This window comes from Aliiroseovarius sp. Z3 (genome assembly GCF_029105185.1).
In the GTDB taxonomy this organism is placed as follows: Bacteria; Pseudomonadota; Alphaproteobacteria; order Rhodobacterales; family Rhodobacteraceae; genus Aliiroseovarius.
In genome coordinates, this window is sequence record NZ_JAFMZK010000011.1 from 133,016 (window position 1) to 152,938 (window position 19,923).

Sequence of the window (19,923 nt, forward strand, 5' to 3'; positions counted from 1 at the left end):
AGAATCAATTCACTCCTCCTCATCTAACATAGCCTTGTGTCTGACATCAGCGCCAATGGAGCAGTTTATGCTGAGCTGATAAGAGAGCGTTCCTGGCTCATCGTAACCATCAAGGAACGAGATGAGACAGAAACCCTGACGACGGACATTTCATTCTAAGCCGACTGCTCAAAAATGTCTGCGCAGTAGTAATTTAGCGATGCTTCTGCATCCAATCATCGGCCTGCGACCGCCATCAAATCTTGCCTAACTACTTAATAAGGTTCTTCCTCAGCGCCGTCGCCACCAACTGATAATTCGTCTTGCAGCCGACCTTGCGTCGTGCGGAGGCCAGCCTTTCCTTGGCCGCCGATTCAGAAATCCCCAGATGCTCCGACGCCTCCTTGACGTTCTTGTCTTCTGACAGGCATTGCAACACGGCGATCTCTCCTTTCGACAGCCCGCGCCCATCTTCAAGCGACTCGAAGAACTCGGTTGCCAGCCCGGACAGGAACAACATCTCTTGCGGCAGCAACTCCCGGTCGGGGCGCGACACACTGAGCAGCGATCTGTTGGCGCCGGTTTTTCGGCTGAAGGCCGCCCCATAAACCAGACCATGTTTCTTTGCGGAATTCATGAACCGGCGCAGGTCGGGGATGGGCACCTCGGACCACTGCTTGTCACCAGTGGAGAAGAGCGACCAAACCAGAACAGGGTCAAAGGCATAGTAACGCCGCTTTTCATATTCTTCCTGCCAGGCCGGTGGGTAGGTGCTTTCAAAATACTCGTAGCCGCGCACATTCACGTTCACGAGGATGCTGTATCCGGAGATCGCGATCTCTTGGATATCAGCCCGGTAAGGCGCAAAGGCCTTGGCGACAGCATTCGTTGTCTCAAGCGCGTCGGGGTTTTGCTGAATACCCTTTTCGTAAATCTCCAAAACCGATTCCTCCACTCACCACTTACCGAACCTGACCTCAAGTCAGGTCTGCTCCGACCATGGGTCTGACCAAACCTTGGGTTTCTGGCCCCAGGTCAGTTTCTATCAAAGATTGAGCTATTTTCCTAGACCTGCCTTCCTGGGGTGTGGCTCATGGGATCAGCCGAATGCAGGAGCAGATCATGATACACGCACAAACGGTATTGCCGGAAAACCCGTCAGAAGACACCCTCCGCTGCGTGGTCGCTCAGATGCCACAGGAACTGTTTGCCCCGCGCGCGGCCTTCTCCTCGGATATGCGCTTGATCGGCCAGTTCATGGATCTCAGGAAACGCGTGTTCGCCTTGGGCAAGGGTTGGAAGGTCTGGATCTCTGGGCAAACCGATCTGGATCAGTATGATCGACCCGATACGATCTATGTCGTTGCGCTCAAGCAGGCCACGGATACAGTTGTTGGCGGGGCGCGACTGATCCGCACGGACAATGTGGCCGGTGCGGCAGGTCATGCCATGTTCTCCTACATGATCCGCGACGCCTGCCGTGGCCTGCTAGATGGATTGCCATTTGATCTTTGTACGGATGTCCCGCCTGTCGATAGCGGCGTCTGGGAACTCACACGTCTTGTCACCGATGGCACGCCCGGCGCCGGGGCAGCAGTGTTGCGAGCGGCGAACGCGTATCTTGCAACGCAGACGGCCGAACATTGCCTGTTCCTCGGCCCGGTCGGGTTTCAGAAGATGGCGCGATCCATGGGATTTACACCCAGGACCATCGGTCCGATCTGTGGCAACAGGGATGGTCGTTTCCAGGCCTTTGCCTGCCCTGTCCTGTACGGTGATCACCACGAATCCCGTGGGAGCGGCACTTGACCATACCTCAGGTGCATACGCGATCTGAAGATCAAGGCCTGGCTGGCACGGGCCATGACAATAGCGCTGGCATTGAAGCCCGCGCGCAGCTCGTTCGGGATCGGCCAGGCGTCATCGGCAAAACAAGCTGTCAGGCTCTGAACTATGGGTGAGAAGCTTCTATTCGCACGGCCTGTCGCCGAAGCTGTGATGCAGGACGCGTCGGCACCCCAAGCTGTCTGGCGGGACTATCTTTGGAACTCGGGGCGGATCGTCCGCCTGTGGTTTGTGGATCCCGAGACCATTGATGATGCAGAGATCGAGATAAAGTGCCTGCAAGATGATGACACCGCAACCGATCAATAGGCAAACCACGCCGAGTGTGCCATTACGCCTGCATGGTCGCCATGCTCGACCATCACCGCGCGATGGAAAGGCGCGAGGCGGCCCTCCGTATCAGGATACGGGATTGTCTGGCCGTTCTCGCTCACAAAACCGACGGGCCATCGCGTTCTTGACCTGTAGACCTGGAACAGAACGCGACAATTGTCGTTCTGGAAATCGCAAGAGTGAATGGACCAGTCCCATTTTTGCGGCCCAGAGTCATCCCTGTACGATGCACCGCGAAACCACAACACGCGCGTGCGCCTGAGCCAGCCATAGTCCGGGCTGGAGATATCGACCTCCCGTTCCCCGCCCGGTCCGCCAAGTTGGACCGGCATGGCGGCATAGGTGCAGATCCCAAAGGGCGGGCGTACCGGCCAAGGCGTGATTCGACGGATCATCTCGGCATAGGCCGCAGAGCAGACCGCGCCTGGTGGAAACCCTCCCGCCATACAGAGCATGATCGCACAATCCATGTCATAGGCGCGCGTGGCTTTGACAAAGATAGGCAATGTCAGGATGGACAGGATCAGGCGGAGGACGAGAATACGCATCTGTTTCTCCCAAGAGTTTGCTGGAACTGGTTGGAAACGAGCCCAATCTAACAGCGATTTAGCAAGCACTCCACATTTTTCTATTTTCTACGTTTTATATATATTGACTCTATCTATGCTTTTCGTGATGTTTGCATCATGTAAGAAGGTCTCTCAAAAGGAGAGACCATGCCGATCGCGAGACACCTGAGTCTGATCACACTGGATGGTGTGAAGGACCTCATTCAGAGGAAGGTGGACTTCACCTGTCGGTATGAGCTCGTAGGGGGCACAGGTGATGGCAAGCCGCTATACCAGTGCATCTATAGCGTCGGAGATGAGGAACTCATCCTGGTCGCTGCCAAGGTTCAGAAACACGGACCCAAGGTGCGTCACTTCGCGCTCTGGCCGGGGCTCGTCAATCACCACACCAATTTTGGTGACGGCCGCCCTGTCACTCTCGATCTCGATATCCGCAACGCCGAAGGCGGCGATGGCGGACCTGATGGTGATCGGGACTGAGGGCAGCGTCAGAACCTCCAACTGGACATTCCACGACCGACATCGGGATGATCCTCAGGCGGCATCCCTTGAAATACCCGTCCGGGCTGATCGCGCGGGCATACTCACCGCGATCCGCACCACGTCCGACCGACACACCGGGAACCGCGCCCTGACGGCGGTCGGGCTGACGCCCGCCGCGTGGCACATCCTGTTCCGGGCCATGATCGAGGCGGAAAGTGCCTATGATCCGACCGCAACGAGCCCCAAGGGCGCCTACGGTCTCGGGCAACTCATGTCGGCGACAGCGCGTGCCCTCGGCGTTGATCGCAACGATCCGGCACAAAACCTCGAGGGCGCCGCGCGCTACCTCCTGGCACAATTATCGACCTTCCGGGACATCGATCTCGCGCTGGCTGCCTACAATACCGGCCCTGATCGGGTCCGCGAATACAACGGCGTGCCACCCTTCGCCGAGACCCGTGACTATATCGCCCGCATCCACAACATCCGCCGCCGACTTTCCGGGCAACCCACCCTTCAGCCCATCATCCGTCTCTCCACCAGGGCCGAGACGCGCGTCCCGGTCGTGATCGACCTCAACTAGAGCCAGAGGACTTCCGCGCATGAGATTTCCCCGCCTCCGACATCTGTCATCCATCATCTCGATGCTGACAATCGCCTCGTCGCCTGCCCTCGCCCAGGACCTTTCGCCGATCCAGAACATGCTGGAGACCGTCGAGGCCGCACTTACGGGACCGATCGGGATTGCCGTCGCGACCCTCGCCGTCATTGGCACCGGCTTCATGTGCATGATGGGGCGGTTGAACTGGGGCTGGTTCGCCTCGGTCATCATCGGGATCGTGCTGATCTTCTCGGCCGGCACCATCGTTGATGGATTCACCTGATGTTTGTCTCACCTTTCTGGCTCCAATCGGTGGGATAGGCTGATGGCAGAACGATCCCCTTTGTTTTTGGGTCTTGCGAGGCCACCCAAATATCTCGGCCTCCCTGTTGGCTATCTTGTTATGCTGGCCATGGGGGTCGTTCTGCCCTTCATCTGGACCAAGTCGCTGGTTTTCTTGTCTGTAGGCATTGTCGCCTATCCGGTGCTCTGGGTTGTCGCCGACAAGGAGCCGCATTTCTTCGAGGTGCTGCGGGTCTCCTACGGCTCCGTTCGCGCGACGAAGAACCGGGCCCTGCACGGGGGCGACAGCTATGGCGCTTGATGGCACCCGGCAGAACACCCCTGCCCTCCTTGCCGCGGACGGCCGCGCGTTCTCGCGCGAAAGCACCCATGCCGAGCACCTGCCCTATTTCGCAGTGGCGGCGCCGGATGCCCTGATCACCCGCGAAGGCGATCTGATGGCGACGCTGCGCCTTGACGGTCTGAACCCGATGACGACACCGGACGGCGAGCTCGACGCCCTACGCCGCGCCGTCGCCGCGATCGTCGCGCAGACCGGCGATCTCTTCGGCTTCTATGTCCATCGCATTTCCGTGCCGCAGGACCTGCGCCTGCGCCCCATCGAAGGGGACGGGTTTGCCGCCGAGATCGACCGACGCTGGCAGCACCACATCGCCGGCCTGCAGCCGAAGAAGAAGCAGCTCTACCTGACGATCCTGCGGCGGCCCGAGCTTTCAGCACGGCTTCCCATCCTCAGGAGCTTTGCCACCCGGGCCTGGGTGAAGGATCGCGCCGCGCGGCTCCAGGAACTGAACGAGGTCACGGGCTTTTTCGAAGTCGCGCTCGCCGCCGCCCGGCCGGTGCGCCTCACCACCGAGGGCGGCGAATGGCTCGGCGTCCTGAACACATTGAACTCGGGCCGCTTTGCGCCCATTGCCATCGGCCGGAGTGCCCTGCCACTCGCCCATTCGCTCTCCGATATCCGCGCCACCTTCGAAGGCGACACCATCATCGTCACCGATGAGGTGACGGGCGAGTGCCGCTATGGCGCGGGGTTCAGCATCAAATCCTATCCCGCGCTGACCGATGTCACGCTGCTCGACGGGCTCGACCTACCGCTCGACATCGTGCTGACCAATTCCTTCACACCGATCCCGACCAATATCATGGCCGAACGCATCCAGCGGATCATCCGGCAGATGCACGCCTCGGACGACGCGGCCGTGTCGCTCCGGGAGCAGCTGGCCATCGCCGCCGACGATCAGGAGGCCGGGCGGATCGCCTTCGGCAATCATCACCTTTCCATCGCGGTCTATGCCGAGAGCCGCGAGATGCTCGAGCGCGCCGCCGCGCAGATCAAACGGGCGGGCCAGGAGATCATGGCGGTGATCGTACGCGAGAAGATGGCGCTCAAGGCCACGTATTTCGCGCAGCATCCGGGGAACTTCGGATACCGGGCGCGGCGCACGCCGATCTCGTCGGTGAATTTTGCCGACTTTGCCGCTCTCCATGGATCGGTCGAGGGACGTTCCGGTCGGGACAGCCCCTGGGGCGCGCCGATCACGGTGCTGCCGAGCGTTGGAACTTCCGGCTACCGCTTCAACTTCCACGAGGCTGGCGACGCGGCCAAAGAACCGACCGTCGGGCACAGCCTCGTTCTCGGTCGCACCGGGACCGGCAAGACGCTGACGACGGCCTTCCTCGCCGCGCAATCGCAACGGGTCGGCACACGACTTTTCTTCTTCGACAAGGACCGCGGTCTCGAAATGGCGGTGCGGGCGCTTGGCGGCACCTATCACGAGGTGCGCGCGGGCGTTCCGACCGGGCTCAACCCGCTTGCCTCCGAGGTCGACGAACGCGGGCGAGCCTGGCTCTCGGACTGGCTCGGCACGCTTCTCTCCACCCATGGGGCGCTCTCGGGCGAACAGTCCCGCCATATCCAGAGCGCGGTGCGCCAGAACGCCGAGGCTGGAACCTCGCTGCAATCCTTCGAGAGCTTCGAGACCCTGTTCCGCTCCCTCGACGATGGCGGCGAGCTCCAGGCCCGTGTCGCGGAATGGGCACCGGGCGGGCGCTACGGATGGGTCTTCGCCGCCACGAGAGCTGAACCGGCGCTCGCGCTCGACGGCGACATCGTCGGCTTCGACATGACCGAGATCCTCGACATGGCCACCGAGCGCATGGCGGTGCTCTCCTACATCTTCCGCCAGATCGAGCGCGTGGTCGAAGATCGCCGCCCCACGATCATCGTGCTCGATGAAGCCTGGAAGCTGCTCGACGATCCCTATTTCGGGGCGCGGCTCGAAAACTGGCTGGTGACGCTGCGCAAGATGAACTGCGTCGTCGTCATGATGACGCAATACCCGAGCCAGCTCTGCGACACCCGGGTCGGCAAGACCATCGTCGAGACGGTGCCCACGCAAATTCTCTTTCCCAACGACCGGGCCACGCCGAAGGATTACGAATTCCTGCGCGTCTCGGAGAAGGAAGCCGTCCTTCTCACCGAATCCACCGCCGGTCAGCGGATCGCTCTCGCCCGCTCCGCCGGCGAAAGCCTTTTCGTCGATGCCGATCTCTCCGCCCTCGGGGATTTGCTCCCGATCCTCGGCGGCGGCCGCACCGGCGAGGCGCAGGTCGGCGCCGACTGGCGAGCAAACCCCGAGTTCTGGAGACACGCATGCGCCTGATCCCCTTGATCCTCATCGCCCTCGGTCTTTCCGGCTGCGCCCGCTACACCGACAAGACCTCCCCCTGTTTCGGGCAGAACGGCGCGCCGGTCGTGTCGCGCAACGCGGTCTCGCCGTTCAGTTTCTCCTCCAAATCAGAGGTTCTCGCCAAGGACTGCCTCTTCGTGCCGGTGATGCAAGAGTGATGCGGCGCTGGCTCATAATATCCGCCGCGCTCTGCGGCCTCGGGCCGCCCGCAATCGCGCAGGGCGTGCCGACCCAGGACAATATGCGCGTAGGCCAACTCGTCACGCTCCTCGGATCCCTGGGCGAGGATCTGGGCGTGCAACGCGAGACACTTTCGACAGGCGACGAGCTCGCCCGGATCCAGGCGGAGCAGCTTCGCGTCCTCGAAGATATGACCGCCGCTATCACGGGACCTGGCTTCGACATCGCGTCGATTGAGAGCCATGCCAGCTTCCCGGCCTCAGGGATCTATCCGCCCGTGGATGCGAGCCCCATGGACAGCCGTCTCTTCGGCGAGGGCCGCGAGACCATCGAGATGATGATCGTCCGGGTCGCGGGCGAGTATGCCGGTGCGCCGGGGGTCGCGCGGGCAGGACTTTCCCCGACCCAGTGGCGCTGCCTCTTCCAGGCGCTCATCAAGCAGGAAAGCCGCTTCAGCATCACCGCCCAGAGCCCCGTTGGGGCCTATGGTCTGACCCAGCTGATGCCCGGCACCGCGTCGGACATGGGCGTCGACCGCTACGATGTCATGGACAATCTCCGGGGCGGCGCCCGCTACATCACCACGCAGTTGGGTACCTTCGGCAATGTCCCCCACGCGCTCGCGGCCTATAACGCGGGGCCCGGCCGGGTGACGGAATATGGCGGCGTGCCGCCCTTCCCGGAGACCCAAGGTTACGTGCGCAACATCTCGCGGTTCATGGGCGAATACCTCGCCGTGGTCGGCGGGGCGGACGCACTCGGCACGCTGACACCGGCCGACATGGCGCTGGCCGAATACTCGAACATCTCGGTTGCGAGCCTCTACTACGCGGCCGATGCCCATGCCACCACCGGGCAGGTCGTGAACCGCCTGGCCGCGATCATCCGGCAGATCGACGAACAGCCGAACGTCAAGGCGGCGATCGAACTCAACACCTACGCGCGGGTCGAGATCGCCCGCATCCTCTCCCTCCGTGTCCGGCTGATGGCCGCCAACCAGACCCGCGAGGCGGCCCATGCCCAGCACCTCGCGGTCGACCGGATCGATGAGAGGGAATTCATGGCCATGGAGGTGCCCGAATGAAACGGCTCTTGCTCGGCGCGGCGACCGCGCTCCTTCTCACCACATCCCCAAGCCTGGCCCAGGGCGTGCCGACCTTCGACGGACAGCAACTGCGCCAGCTCGTCCTGCAAATCGAACACATGGCCGAGGACCTCAACGTCCAGCTCGAACAATTGGCAACCATGCGGCAAGAGCTGGAGACACAGCTTTCTCAGCTTCTGAACCTCGAGGCCCAGCTGCGTTCTCTCGTCGACGGCAATGCCCTTGGCGAGCTCTTTGCCACCATCGAGGAGTTCGAGCGGCTCAAAGGCTCACTGACCGCCCCCATCGATACCCTGCAGGCTCTGGCGAGCGGCGACTTCCTGTCGGGGTTCAAGCCCGGCTCCGATCTCGCCGATGAGGTCGAGGCGGCGCTGACGGGAACCGGTCTGACGCAGGAGCGCCTCTCGACGCTCTCAAGCTCACCGGAACCGGCCGACAACCGGCTTGCCACGTCGGTCGGGGCCAGCGCGATGCTCTCTGTCGCCGCCCAGGAATCCCACGAAGAGGCCGGCGCCAGCCTCGACCGTCTGGAGATCATGGTTGGGCTCATCGACGACCAGGACGGGCTGAAGGCCGCGGTCGATCTCAACACGCGCGTCACAGCCGAGCTCGGCATCATCCTCACCCAGATCTGGCGTCTCGAAGCGGCCCAGGGCGTCAGCGCCGGCCAGCTCGGCGTGGTCGATGCCGCAACGCTCGCCGCCGAACGCAAGTTTCGCGAAATGGAGGTGGAAGAATGATCAGACGGATCGATCTCGCGCTTGGGGTATTGCTAGCCTTTGCAGGGCCGGGTTATGCCCAGTCTTCCGGCGGCTTTGAAACCATGGCCCAGCCTGAAGAAACAGTTGAGGCCTGTGTTGCACCGCGTCCGCCACGCGAACTGCATTCCTATGCCCTTGTCCGCAATGGCTACCGAGAAATCTTACGTATCGTCGCGGCGGAACAGGCCATCGAGACGCGCAACTGTGGCTGCCAGTTCGATGCGGTGTCATGGGATGACGCCGTCGTTGCGCATGAAAGGTTCCAGACGTCTGACAACCCAAAACTCCTCTTCGATGTTATCGCTCTGCGAGGGCAAGCCGACACTCTGGAAGCCGAGCTCCAAGAGGTTTGCTCTGAATAATGGGAATCATTCGTGACATACTCAGCGAGGTGGATGTCGCCATCGATTCCGTTGCGGAAGCCGGGTTCATCCAGGCTGCAGGCCAAATCGGCGGCGTGATTTCCATCGGTTCAGGCGTCTTGTTGGTTCTGCTCGGCGTCAATGTGGTGATGCAGCTTCGCCCGATGACATTCGGCAGCGGATTTGCTTTTGGGACCAAAGTGGCCCTGGTCGGTTTCTTCGCGCAGAGTTGGGACAACTTCTCTGTGATATACGGGATCGCAACGGACGTTCCGGATGCCATCGGGGCCCGCATCCTGTCGCTCACAGCATCCGGCGACGAGGCAGGCGTCTATGAAAGTCTCGATAGGATGGTAAACCGTATCACCGCCTATGGCGACGCGATCGGCGACCGCGCGGGCTGGGTCTTCGGCGCCGTTCTCGGCGCGATCTTCTTCGTGCTCTCGGCCGTCTTCGCCGCCGTCACGGCCGGGATCATCGCCTTCGGCAAGATCGTCTTCACCCTGATGATCGTGATCGCCCCCTTCATGATCCTGGCCTCTCTCTTCAAGCCGACCCTGTCGCTTTTCGAGGCCTGGAGCCGGGCCACCATCGGCTACGCACTCATGCCCATTGCCGCCGCGGGCGCGGCCGGCATCATCGTCGCGATCGCCGAGAGCATCGGCGACGCCTCGACCGATCCTGACAGCGTTGAAACCATCAGCCTCATTCTGCCCTTCCTCGTGATCCTGATCCTGAGTGCCGGCATCATGGCCGCCGTGCCCTCCATCGCCTCGAACCTCAGCGGTGTGGTCGCCGTCGCCTCGAACGCCATCGGCCTTACCGGTCTGGCACGGCGCGGCGTCGTCAACACAGGAGAATACGGCGTGGGCGGTGCCGGGCGGCTCGCCACGGGCAAGACACCTTATGAGCTGCGACGTGCCACGAGCGATGGTGTGGTTCGGACCGGTCAGGCGATCCGGGCGACGCCGGGCGCGCTTCTGGCCCGCAGCAAGGCGCTCCGCAGCCCCAACCAGACCAAGGCGTAGATGGCATGAGCAAGGAACGGGACGCCTTCGAGGCGGATTTCATCTATGGGCCAAGGCGGCGGGAACGCTTCGCCTGGTTCATCGCCGCCGCCGGCGTGATCGTCGGCCTGGCCGCGTTTCTTGGTGCGCTCACACTCTTCCCGCTCAAATCCGTCGAGACCTTCGTGGTCGTCGTCGACAAGGAAACCGGCGAGATGGACCGCGTGGCCCAGGTGGCCGCCCTCACCCTTGATGAGAGCGACGCCATCATCCAGGCCAGCCTCGTGGCCTATGTCGATGACCGCGAGACCTACGATCTCACCGATGGCGAAGAGCGTATCAACGCGGTGCTCGACCGCTCCGATGGCGATGCCGCCCGCACGCTCCGCGATCTCTGGTCCTCCTCGAACCCCGATTACCCGATCACCGTCTATGGTCGCGAGGCGAAGATCGACGTTGTGATCCGCTCGGTGAACCAGATCGAACCGGGCGTCGCCCAGGTCCGCTTCACCCGCACGCTCCGGCGCGAGCGCGACACCCGCACCGTGACACGGCCTTACGTCGCCACCCTCGCCTATGACTTCCGCCCCGAAACCCGTCAGCGCCTGCAGGACGTCTGGGCCAACCCGCTCGGCTTCGTCGTGACCTCCTATCGCGTCGATGCCGAAACCCTTGAGAACTGACCCATGAGACTGCTCGCCCCCCTCCTCTTGGCCTGCGCACTGCCGACCACCACCCTTGCCGAGGCCACACCCCAAGGCGGTCCTCTCGATATCCGCATCCGCTACGCCGTCTACAACGAGAACCAGGTCTTCCGGATCGAGACCGATCTGCGCCACTCCACCACGATCCACTTCGGGCGCGGTGAGCGGTTCGAGGCGGTCATCGTCGGCGACACCGAGAGCTTCCAGGTCGATCCGATCCCAGAGCTTGGCAACGTGTTGACAATCAAGCCCCATGTCGCCGGTGCCTCCACCAACATGACCGTGATCACCAACCGCCGGACCTATTCCTTCCACCTGCGCGAGGGCTCGATCCAGAACCGGACCGGCATGTTTTTCGAGGTGCGGTTCCAATATCCAGACGACGCGCGGCAGACGACCGGTACCACTCCGAAGGGTTTTGAGGCGCCGCGCAATTACGCCTATCTTATCTCGGGCGAGAGCGATTTCCGCCCCGCCTCGGTCTATGACGATGGCCGCTACACCTATTTCACCTTTCCCGAGAATGGCCGGCAGCCGGCCATCTTCAAGGCCGATGACCAGGGCCGCGAGCGCACCGTCAACTGGACCCAGATCGGCAACACCGTCCGGGTCCTCGGCGTGAACGACTACTGGACGCTGAGGATCGGGGACGAGGCGCTCTGCATCGCCCGCGACCGCTCCGCGATTTACGTGAGCAACTGACCATGGCGGATCCCGATCTCCAGAAGCGCCTCGAGACATTTGGCGAGGACAAGAAGAAATCTCGGACCGGCGGTCTGGGCGTCGGCGCGCTCGCCATCGCGCTCGGGCTGGGCGGCGCCGGTGTCGCCTATTGGCTGGCCAGCTCCGGGCAGGATGACCCGGGTTCGCTCGAGACCTCCGAGGTGGAACCGTTCCAGGATGGCCGGCCCGATGGCGGACGGCTGGAGTTCCCGCCCGACGAGGCCGAGCAGCGGGTCAATGATGCGCTGATCGCCGTCGAGGATGCGCTCGATGTGCCAGCGAGTCCGGCGCCGGAACCCTCCCGCGAGGTCCTCGATGAGATCACCCGGCTCCGCGAGGCGCTGGCGGCCAGCCAGTCCGAGCGCAATGCCGAGATACAGGCGGCGGTCAACGATCTGCGCGAGGCGTTCGATGCCCAGACCAGGGCGCTGGAAGCCCAGATCGCGGAACGCGAGCGCCAACTGACCGCGCTCGAACGCGAAAACGATACAAAGCTTGCGAGCCTTCAGGCCCTGCTCGAAGCCGAACAGGCGCAACGGGAAAGCCTCGAAGCCGAGCTGCAGAACAATTCCCTCATCGCCGATCAGGAACTGCTCGAGGAGCGGCGGCGGCAGGAAGAGGAACAGCGCAGGCGCGAGGCGGAGCGGGACGCGGCGGAGCTCTTGACCGCCCAGATCCGGTCGCCGGCGATCGTCTATGCTGATGGCCGTGGTGCCACCGCAACACCATCTGGTCCGGCGGGCACGGGCGCGACAGGACCGGGCGCACCGCTCGACGAGAACGAGGCCTATCTTCAGCGTGCCGCCCGACCGCTCGAGGTCGAGGAAGCCGCCCGCATGGAGTTCCCGGACCGGACCCTTGCGCAGGGCTCGGTCATCCAGGCGGCGCTCCAGACGGCGATCAACAGCGATCTGCCGGGCAATGTCGTGGCGGTGGTGTCGGAGCCGGTGCCGGCCTTTTCCGGTGACCGGATTTTGATCCCCCGCGGTTCGCGGCTCTTTGGCCAATACCGCTCCGGCATCGAAGTGAACCAGAAGCGCATCCTGATCCTCTGGACGCGGGTTCTCACACCCGACGGGACCTCAATGGACATCGCTGCGGTCGGGGGCGACCAGCTCGGCCGCTCCGGGCTCACGGGCCTCGTCGACACCAAGTTCGACGAACGCTTCGGCGGGGCAGCGCTGATCTCCATCATCGGCGCCGCGCCGTCGGTTGCGGCCGAGCAGGCCCGGGATGAGGTCAGAGGCGAGGTGCTGGAGAATATCGGCGAGGACCTCTCGGATGCGACCAGCTCGGTCATTGCCGACCAGGTCTCGATCGCACCCACGATTTACGTGGATCAGGGCGCCAGTGTGACGGTACTCGTAGACCGGGACGTGGTGATTTATTGAGCAAGGGGGGTGTCTTCTGATGGCTGACGCCCTGCCCGCGTCCTACCTGGAGCGCTACCTCGCACCGTTTGAACGGTGGCTTACCGATGACGAGGTCATCGAACTCGCGGTGAATGCTGACGGTCGGGTCTGGATCGAGCGACGTGGCGCGGATGCAATGGAACCTGTCGAACTGACCGTCGATCCGATGGCTGCGGTCAATCTCGGGACCGCGATTGTCGGGGACGCCAAGGCCAAGGTCTCTGAGAAGAACCCGCTCGTCTCCGGCAAGGTCGAGTTCCAGGGCAGACCCCTTCGCGTGCAGGTCGTGGTGTCGCCTGCCGTCGAGACCGGCGCGTCGATTACGATCCGGCTGTTCGGTCGGGCCGACATCCGCAGTTATCGCCCGGAATACCTGCTGGGAGAGGCCGTGTCGCTGTCGGACAAGCGGGCTGAAAACCTGTCCGAGATCGCCGAGCTGGCAGGCTCGGACCTGCCGGAGGCGCTGAAGCAACTGATCGCGAACCGTCTCAACATCCTGGTCAGCGGCGGGACATCGACCGGCAAGACCACCTTTGCCCGGCATCTCCTGACCCATGTGCCGGACGCCGAGCGCCTCATCACGATCGAGGACGCATTCGAACTCTTTCCCCACCAGCCGAATTCCGTCTGTCTCCTAGCGGATCGCGCCAAAGACAGCCCCCGCTCCGCCGGAGCTCTCCTTCAGGCGTCGCTGCGGATGCGACCGGATCGGATTGTCGTGGGAGAGTTGCGCGGCGCGGAAGCTCTCACCTATCTCGAGGCCATCAACACCGGCCACGGCGGCTCGGTCTCGACAATCCATGCCGAAACCGCCGAACTCGCCATCGACCGACTGGCGATCATGGTCCTGCAAGCCGGCACCCCGCTGACATTCGCAGAGGTCCAGACCTACATCCGGAAGTCCATCGACGTGATCGTGCAGCTTGGGCGCGTGGAGGGGCGCCGGGGGGTTTCGGAAGTGTTGGTGTTGAGTGGTCGTTCGGGTGAGTCGATCTAAAAGCCTGCTGCGCGGGATCCCATCCTGACTGCTGGTTCCGGCCCCAGCTTGGCTTTCATTTGGTGCAATATGAGGAGCCACCAATACCGAGGCGACAAGTTTACGCGGACTGTTAGACAAGCTTTCTCTACGCAATCGGGCAATGCATTCGCTTGGCGGGGAAGCGCGACAATTTCGGCTTTGACTGGGCTACCAACGTCGCTCAAGTCGATGCCCTTGCGAGGGTCGGGGCGCATGCCTAGTCTCAATCCTGCTAGCCATGGGAGATATTCCAAATGTGCGGACGCTTCATCGAACCTGATTTGATCGGCACGGACCAAGAGCACTCAGAGACAAAGATCAACCCGTTTCCGGGCCAACCTGTGATCATCCCGCCGCGTGGCCCGTGCCGTTACAACGTCGCACCGACGCAAGACATCTTGATCTTCGGTGGCTCACCTCTGGTCGCCATTGAAGCCCGGTGGTGGCTTGTCCCGTCTTGGCACAAGGGCGAGGTGAAAGACTGGAAGGCCACGACATTCAATGCGCGAATAGAGGATGCGAAAGACAAGCCGAGCTTTCGCGCTGTGTGGCGGCATGGGCGCTGCCTTATCCCGATGGGTGGGTACTATGAATGGACGGGAAAGAAGGGCCACAAACAGCCCCATGTGATCTTGTCTGGCGGGAATGAACCGACGCTCTGGGCGGCTGGTGTCGTTTAGCACTTAAATGTAAGAATGCGGTGGTTTTGGAAAATTTCGGCACTTTAAGTTGAGAATGTGCGATCCCAGATTTCATATCAGTTGCATTTGTCGGGGCGGTCCCCACTCGAGCACTGGAGAGATCAGATGGTCGGTCGCCATAGCAAATCGGTTCTTGTTGTCTCCCATCATGTGCCCTTGCAGCATATTCAGCATTGCGGGTCCTGCGCGGTCGATGATCGCCACGCCTGCCAGGAGTGCGGGACGGATGTGCAGCGGCAGGATGGGGTGCTTTGGCGAGAACGGAAACGTGGTCTCTTTGGCGAGTATGGCATCGAAATCGGGAACGATTGCGCCGAGGAGACGATAGCGCCAGAGATCACCATCGCGCGGAGGCGGCCAGGGGATGCGACGCATGAGCAGGAGTCGCGCGATCTCCAGAGCTGGAAACCATGTTTCCACGCCGCGCTCTGCGTGGTTGTCCAGCAAGGTCTCACCGCGCCATGCTGCTGCGCGATAAGGTGCATGCACCTGGGAGCAATCGCGGGCGGTCTTGCCCTGAAAAGATTCACCGCAAAGCGGGCAGGTGATCCGCCATCCTTGCAATTCGCTTCGAAGGACTGGCAGTGGGCCAGCACTGGTAGGAGCGCAGCGCGCGCAATGTTGCATTGGAGTTTTGGCGATAAACCGGTGGGCGGCTTTCGGGGCGCTTGCGAAGCTAAGGCCGCGTACAGCCTTCGGGCTGACGCCGAACATCGCCGCAATCCGGTCCGCCTGGGCTTTCGTCAGGGAAAGATCGATTGCCCCAAGCGATGTCGCCTCCGGCAATCCATGGCGCAGCATGGTCAACGGCGTGACTCCGTAAAAGTTTGCGTGGCGACTGATCCAGGATGACAGGAGTTCGCCGGGCAGGGGCGGCAAGGTGACGGGCAGGGGCCCCGTCATGCGAAGGCCGCTTCGGTATCAAATGCGGGCACCCAGGCCTCGACGGCGTTGTCGGTGATCTGTTCAGCCCCACTTTCGATAGCCTCGATCGCAAGGCTGCCGAGCATCTGGAAGATGGTGGCCGTGATGCCGTCCGTGATCTGCAGAATGCGCCGCAGGGATTTCGGCGTCAGCACAGAGGGTCGCTGCAACGGGGTATTGCGCAGGATCGACGCGATCAGCGTCTCGAAGTCTTCATTGGCGGCCCAGCGGTTCAGGGTGAGCTGCTCGAATCGGCGAGCAAGTTGAACGTCACCGCCGATGGCCTCCCGGGCGTCGTTCACACCAAAGCAGACCAGTGAGATTTGGAGCCGATTGCTGAGAAAGCGTAGCATGTTGAGCACGATCCGTTGCTCTCGATAGGTCCCGGCGAGGATGTTATGGACCTCGTCGATGACCAGCACCTGGACGCCAATGGCCTTCATGATCCGCAAGGTCGCCTGTTCCATCTGGGCAATATCTGCCCGCGGAGCCTGCGGGGCGCCGAGGAGGGAAAGTAGTTCGCCATAGAACCGCCGCTCACCGGGGCGGCTGACCATTTCCATGGCCAGAACAGGTGTTTTCAGAACACCGGTCCGGCGATTAAAATGTTGCGGATGTTGGTCGCGGAAGCGTCCCATGATCATCGTCTTACCCATCCCGCTGTCGCCATAGATCGCGACGGACGGCATGCGAGGGCATCTCGGATGATCAAGGAGCGCCTCGAGGCGATCGAGGGCTTGCTTCGCGCGAGGGTAGAGAACCCAGCGGTGCGACCTGATGGCGCGAATGCGTCCTGTCTTGGGTTCAGACAGCAGGGCCGCCGCGCTGGCGGTCAGGTGAGGGTGATTGTTCGTCATTTTGGCTCCAGCTCATTCGGTGTCCTCAACAGAAGGCACTGGCTTGCTGGAGTCGACACCACGGAGTGTGCCTGTGTCCCGGAGGTCGTCGGCTCGCCTCGGCTGAGCCTTGCCACGCCGCGCTGCTGCGGTTCTGTTTACGGCCTCATCAACCAACTTGCGCTGTTCAAGCGCGGTCCTCACGACCGCGCGGCTATCGACTTCCCGCCGCCCTTTTTCGCGCAGGGTGCGACGCGCCGTCAAAGCCTCCTGCAGGGAAATGGGCGCCAAGGTCAGGTCCGCATAGCGGGCTTCAACGAAGTTGCCTGATGGCCGACGCACGAACACGCGCGACATGTCGCGCGGATCATATTTCACCAGAAGCCGCCGCTCTGTCCGGCCGACATCGGCGCTGAGCGCAGGTGACCAGTAGCGCAGATCAAACAGATGAATGCCGGTCGGGCGCAAGGTTCGCTCCTGCTCTGGCAGGAAAGAGATCCAGAACTGCAGCCGATCCTCTGGCAGCCGCAAGGGGATCTCACCTTCGTGATCCAGCCAGACTGCAAGGGGCGGGCGGCTCAGCGAGCCGTGTATGGACTGATGATAGGACCCGACGATATCGAGCGCGATATAGCGCTCCAACTCGCGCAAGGTCAGCGCCGCGTGCCGCTTTGAATCGTATTCCGCGAGGTCCTGAGCGTTGCTGAAAGTCGTACCGGGCAGAAGGTGCAGCCGTCCCATTTGGGTGCCGATCAGACGCTCGATGTGCCCGCCGAACCGTGGCGTGCCCGGCGGTCGCCAGTCGATGGCAATGCCCGCGTTCTCGCACCCGCGTTTGAAGGCGCGACTCCGGAAATCCGCGCCGTTGTCCACATGAACCCGGTCCGGAAGGCCGGCCACGGGCCACGGTTCTTCGATCTCGCGCTCTTTCAACCAGGCCGTCTTGTCATAAACCGAGTGTAACAGGCACAGGCTGGTCGAGAGTCGCGACGGCGCCTCCATGGTGAGATAAAATCCCGTCACCATGCGCGTGAAGACGTCCATGGCCAAGGTCAGCCAGGGGCGGCCCACTGGTTCGCGTGACTCCTCGTCGACGATAAAGATGTCGGCTTTCGTATGATCGATCTGAACGATCTCAAGTGGACGAGAGGTGTGTAGTGCTCCCGGGACGGCAATCGTTGCTTTTTCTATCTTCTTCTCGCCACGACGTCGTGCTCGGTGGCATAGATCGAGATCGCCAAGACGCTTTTCGATTGTCCGACGATGCGGCGGCTTCAATCCCGCCACGGCGCAATCCGTTTCAATGTCCCGCACCAACTGTGAGACCGGTGGCTGGGTTGGCTTCAGATAGTATGTGCGGATCGCCTTCTGGATGATCTCTTCGCGCGGCGCATCCAGTGCGCGATGACCAGCACGGCGCCCGCGCTTCGTTTCAATGAGCGACATGACAGTTCCGTCCGTCCGGAACCGCCTCAACAAGCGGTAGGTCGTCGCTTGGCTGAGATGCAGTTCGGATGCAAGGTCGGCTATAGCGGCCACGGTAGACTGACCGGAACTGGAAACCAGGAACTTACGTATCGCGGCCGCACGGCGGCAGGCTTCTGCCCACAGGGCGTCGTCAATCTCGTCTGGGAGTGGTTCGGTCATGGCGAGGACCCGGCAAGAATCGGAGCCACGGTTATCAAATTAACTGCAAAAGTCCAACCGTCGTTATCAAGTTAAGTGCTAATTCTCATATTTAGGTGCAACGCTAAGCCATTGAAATATTGAAGATCGAATTATCGGATTTAAGTGCTAAGTCACAATAGACCTGGTTGCGCGCGGCGGGGTTGATCGCAATTGGCCCGCGTCCATCGCTTCGGCGCATTGCGGTATCCGGCCCTTCCTGTCCTGTCGGACTGATGCTCATCCCGCTGCAATCTGAGCTGAAGCCGGGCGATCCGCGTGCCTTCCAACGACCGATTTGCGGGCTGACGCGATTGCCACCGCGCGCACCAGCGGTACGTGCGATATCCATCACTGTCGCTTTGGTCACTGTTCGCGAAAGGCGCGGGCCATGCTGTCGGCAAGGGGGCGGGCGATGTATTGCGCGAAGGTCCGTTCGGCGGTCTGGATCATGACCTCGGCGGGCATGCCCGGGGTAGGGACAAAGCCTTTGACGCGGGCCAGTTCTTCGGGCGACAGGGTCACGCGGGCGACGAACACTTCGCGGGTGACGCCGTTTGCGTTGTCGGCAATCGCATCGGCCGAAACATAATCGACCGTCCCGTCAAGCACAGGCGTCGTGCGGGCGTTCAGCCCCGTCAGCCGCACGACGGCATTCTGCCCGCGATGCACGCTGTCGATATCGGTGCGCAGGATCAGTGTTTCGACGATCAGGGGCGCGCTTGACGGCAGGATTTCCGCGATGGGTTTGCCGGTCTCGATCACCCCGCCGGGGGTGAAATAATGCAGGCGCAGGATGGTGCCGCTGACCGGGGCCGTCACCTCGGACCGGGTCAGGACATTTTCCGCCTTGCGGTATTTTTCACGCACGCTTTCCAGTTCGGCCTGGATGACCTGCAATTCATCCAGCGCATTTTCACGATACAGGCTGCGGACCTTTTCGATCTGGGTCTGGTGTTTCAGCATGAGCTGTTCGTTTTCGTTCACCTCGGCTTGCAGGCGTCCGATCTGCCCCTGCGCCTCGATCTTGGCGCGCAACAGGGCGTTCACCTCGGTCTGGCGGATCAGGCCACCGTCGAGCAGCTTGCTTTTGTCGGCGTATTCCTGATCGAGCAGTTCGACCATTTTCAAGTGCGAGTCATGCTGGATCTGATAGCCGTTCTTGCGGATCTCAAGCGCGTTGATGTTGCGTTCCAACAGCGAGACATCGTTGTTCAGCGACGCGCGGGCGGTGCTGAAGGACAGCCGCTGCCCGTCGAGGATCGACGCGATTTCCATGTCTTCCTTGGCTTCGCGCAGAAGCTCTTGCGGGAAATCGAGCTGTTCAATCTCGCGGTATTCGGCGACAAGACGGGTCACGGTGGCCTCAAGCCGCGCCTTGCGGACAAACAGCTCGCGCCGGTTGGCAAGGGCAGCGGTTTCGTCCAGGGTCAGCAGGACATCGCCCGCCGCGACCTCGTCGCCTTCGCTGACCAGGATTTCGTGAATGATGCCGCCTTCAAGGTGCTGCACGATCTTGTTGCGGCCTGTGGCCACGAAACTGCCCTGCGCGATGACAGCGGCGGCAAGCGGCGCGCGAAAGGCCCATGCGCCGAACCCGCCGAAGGTCACGACCAACAGAAGCAGCCCGAACATCACGTGTTTCTTGATCGAGCGCGGCACCTTGTCATGCCATTCATGAAGGACGACGGCGTTGGTTGGCAGGTTCGACTGGGTCAT

The 19,923-nt window shown here is 62.1% G+C and carries 24 protein-coding genes; 17 read left to right on the plus strand and 7 right to left on the minus strand.

Going from position 1 to position 19,923, the window contains the following annotated elements:
• Positions 1-250: 250 nt before the first annotated feature.
• Positions 251-919, minus strand: a complete 669-nt coding sequence (locus J3R80_RS17045) for a LuxR family transcriptional regulator (RefSeq protein WP_275394951.1) — start codon at positions 917-919, stop codon at positions 251-253.
• A 182-nt stretch (positions 920-1,101) separates the two neighbouring features.
• Here J3R80_RS17045 and J3R80_RS17050 point away from each other — a divergent pair, with 182 nt between their 5' ends.
• Both J3R80_RS17050 and J3R80_RS17055 read left to right on the plus strand, forming a co-directional pair.
• On the plus strand, positions 1,102-1,788 hold the full coding sequence (locus J3R80_RS17050; protein WP_275394952.1) for an acyl-homoserine-lactone synthase: 687 nt from the start codon (positions 1,102-1,104) through the stop codon (positions 1,786-1,788).
• A gap of 144 nt (positions 1,789-1,932) precedes the next feature.
• Complete coding sequence (locus tag J3R80_RS17055) at positions 1,933-2,133, plus strand: hypothetical protein (protein WP_275394953.1); 201 nt, start codon at positions 1,933-1,935, stop codon at positions 2,131-2,133.
• Here the strand turns inward: J3R80_RS17055 and J3R80_RS17060 are convergent.
• A complete protein-coding gene (locus J3R80_RS17060; RefSeq protein ID WP_275394995.1) occupies positions 2,127-2,627 on the minus strand; it encodes a hypothetical protein in 501 nt (166 codons plus the stop codon). The two genes, J3R80_RS17055 and J3R80_RS17060, sit on opposite strands and share 7 nt — an antisense overlap.
• Positions 2,628-2,873: 246 nt before the next feature.
• On the opposite strand from J3R80_RS17060, the gene J3R80_RS17065 reads away from it, so the two are divergent.
• From J3R80_RS17065 to J3R80_RS17135, 15 genes are all read left to right on the plus strand, one after another.
• Positions 2,874-3,206 carry a hypothetical protein gene (locus J3R80_RS17065; protein ID WP_248411101.1) on the plus strand — a complete coding sequence of 111 codons (333 nt, stop codon included), beginning with the start codon at positions 2,874-2,876 and terminating at the stop codon, positions 3,204-3,206.
• Positions 3,178-3,792 carry a lytic transglycosylase domain-containing protein gene (locus J3R80_RS17070; protein ID WP_275394954.1) on the plus strand — a complete coding sequence of 205 codons (615 nt, stop codon included), beginning with the start codon at positions 3,178-3,180 and terminating at the stop codon, positions 3,790-3,792. The genes J3R80_RS17065 and J3R80_RS17070 overlap by 29 nt, the downstream gene beginning before the upstream one ends.
• 19 nt (positions 3,793-3,811) lie before the next feature.
• Positions 3,812-4,093 carry a TrbC/VirB2 family protein gene (locus J3R80_RS17075; RefSeq protein ID WP_275394955.1) on the plus strand — a complete coding sequence of 94 codons (282 nt, stop codon included), beginning with the start codon at positions 3,812-3,814 and terminating at the stop codon, positions 4,091-4,093.
• 42 nt (positions 4,094-4,135) lie between these two features.
• On the plus strand, positions 4,136-4,414 hold the full coding sequence (locus J3R80_RS17080) for a VirB3 family type IV secretion system protein (protein ID WP_275394956.1): 279 nt from the start codon (positions 4,136-4,138) through the stop codon (positions 4,412-4,414).
• Positions 4,404-6,779, plus strand: a complete 2,376-nt coding sequence (locus tag J3R80_RS17085) for a type IV secretion system protein B4 (RefSeq protein WP_275394957.1) — start codon at positions 4,404-4,406, stop codon at positions 6,777-6,779. The genes J3R80_RS17080 and J3R80_RS17085 overlap by 11 nt, the downstream gene beginning before the upstream one ends.
• The gene (locus tag J3R80_RS17090; protein WP_275394958.1) at positions 6,770-6,964 is read left to right on the plus strand and encodes a hypothetical protein; all 195 of its coding nucleotides are present in this window, start codon (positions 6,770-6,772) and stop codon (positions 6,962-6,964) included. Before J3R80_RS17085 ends, J3R80_RS17090 begins: the two co-directional genes overlap by 10 nt.
• Positions 6,964-8,070: a lytic transglycosylase domain-containing protein gene (locus tag J3R80_RS17095; RefSeq protein ID WP_275394959.1), complete on the plus strand. Its 1,107-nt coding sequence runs from the start codon at positions 6,964-6,966 to the stop codon at positions 8,068-8,070. The genes J3R80_RS17090 and J3R80_RS17095 overlap by 1 nt, the downstream gene beginning before the upstream one ends.
• Entirely contained in the window at positions 8,067-8,831 is a 765-nt protein-coding gene (locus J3R80_RS17100) for a type IV secretion system protein (protein WP_275394960.1), read from the plus strand. Before J3R80_RS17095 ends, J3R80_RS17100 begins: the two co-directional genes overlap by 4 nt.
• Positions 8,828-9,214 carry a hypothetical protein gene (locus tag J3R80_RS17105; RefSeq protein WP_275394961.1) on the plus strand — a complete coding sequence of 129 codons (387 nt, stop codon included), beginning with the start codon at positions 8,828-8,830 and terminating at the stop codon, positions 9,212-9,214. The genes J3R80_RS17100 and J3R80_RS17105 overlap by 4 nt, the downstream gene beginning before the upstream one ends.
• Positions 9,214-10,242 carry a type IV secretion system protein gene (locus J3R80_RS17110; RefSeq protein WP_275394962.1) on the plus strand — a complete coding sequence of 343 codons (1,029 nt, stop codon included), beginning with the start codon at positions 9,214-9,216 and terminating at the stop codon, positions 10,240-10,242. Before J3R80_RS17105 ends, J3R80_RS17110 begins: the two co-directional genes overlap by 1 nt.
• Before the next feature lie 5 nt (positions 10,243-10,247).
• Positions 10,248-10,904 (plus strand): type IV secretion system protein, encoded by a 657-nt coding sequence (locus J3R80_RS17115; RefSeq protein WP_275394963.1) that lies wholly within the window; start codon positions 10,248-10,250, stop codon positions 10,902-10,904.
• A 3-nt stretch (positions 10,905-10,907) separates the two neighbouring features.
• A complete protein-coding gene (locus J3R80_RS17120; RefSeq protein ID WP_275394964.1) occupies positions 10,908-11,627 on the plus strand; it encodes a TrbG/VirB9 family P-type conjugative transfer protein in 720 nt (239 codons plus the stop codon).
• 2 nt (positions 11,628-11,629) lie between these two features.
• Positions 11,630-13,039 carry a TrbI/VirB10 family protein gene (locus J3R80_RS17125; RefSeq protein ID WP_275394965.1) on the plus strand — a complete coding sequence of 470 codons (1,410 nt, stop codon included), beginning with the start codon at positions 11,630-11,632 and terminating at the stop codon, positions 13,037-13,039.
• Positions 13,040-13,058: 19 nt separating this feature from the next.
• Positions 13,059-14,057 carry a P-type DNA transfer ATPase VirB11 gene (gene virB11 / locus J3R80_RS17130; protein WP_275394966.1) on the plus strand — a complete coding sequence of 333 codons (999 nt, stop codon included), beginning with the start codon at positions 13,059-13,061 and terminating at the stop codon, positions 14,055-14,057.
• Positions 14,058-14,332: 275 nt separating this feature from the next.
• The gene (locus J3R80_RS17135) at positions 14,333-14,758 is read left to right on the plus strand and encodes an SOS response-associated peptidase family protein (protein WP_343075833.1); all 426 of its coding nucleotides are present in this window, start codon (positions 14,333-14,335) and stop codon (positions 14,756-14,758) included.
• A gap of 72 nt (positions 14,759-14,830) precedes the next feature.
• Here the strand turns inward: J3R80_RS17135 and J3R80_RS17140 are convergent, their stop codons facing one another.
• From J3R80_RS17140 to J3R80_RS17160, 5 genes are all read right to left on the minus strand, one after another.
• Positions 14,831-15,682, minus strand: a complete 852-nt coding sequence (locus J3R80_RS17140; RefSeq protein ID WP_275394967.1) for a TniQ family protein — start codon at positions 15,680-15,682, stop codon at positions 14,831-14,833.
• Positions 15,679-16,560 carry a TniB family NTP-binding protein gene (locus J3R80_RS17145; protein WP_275394968.1) on the minus strand — a complete coding sequence of 294 codons (882 nt, stop codon included), beginning with the start codon at positions 16,558-16,560 and terminating at the stop codon, positions 15,679-15,681. Before J3R80_RS17145 ends, J3R80_RS17140 begins: the two co-directional genes overlap by 4 nt.
• 12 nt (positions 16,561-16,572) lie before the next feature.
• A complete protein-coding gene (locus tag J3R80_RS17150) occupies positions 16,573-18,186 on the minus strand; it encodes a Mu transposase C-terminal domain-containing protein (protein WP_275394969.1) in 1,614 nt (537 codons plus the stop codon).
• A gap of 103 nt (positions 18,187-18,289) precedes the next feature.
• Positions 18,290-18,574 (minus strand): hypothetical protein, encoded by a 285-nt coding sequence (locus tag J3R80_RS17155; protein ID WP_275394970.1) that lies wholly within the window; start codon positions 18,572-18,574, stop codon positions 18,290-18,292.
• On the minus strand, positions 18,571-19,923 hold the full coding sequence (locus J3R80_RS17160) for an HlyD family type I secretion periplasmic adaptor subunit (protein WP_275394971.1): 1,353 nt from the start codon (positions 19,921-19,923) through the stop codon (positions 18,571-18,573). The genes J3R80_RS17155 and J3R80_RS17160 overlap by 4 nt, the downstream gene beginning before the upstream one ends.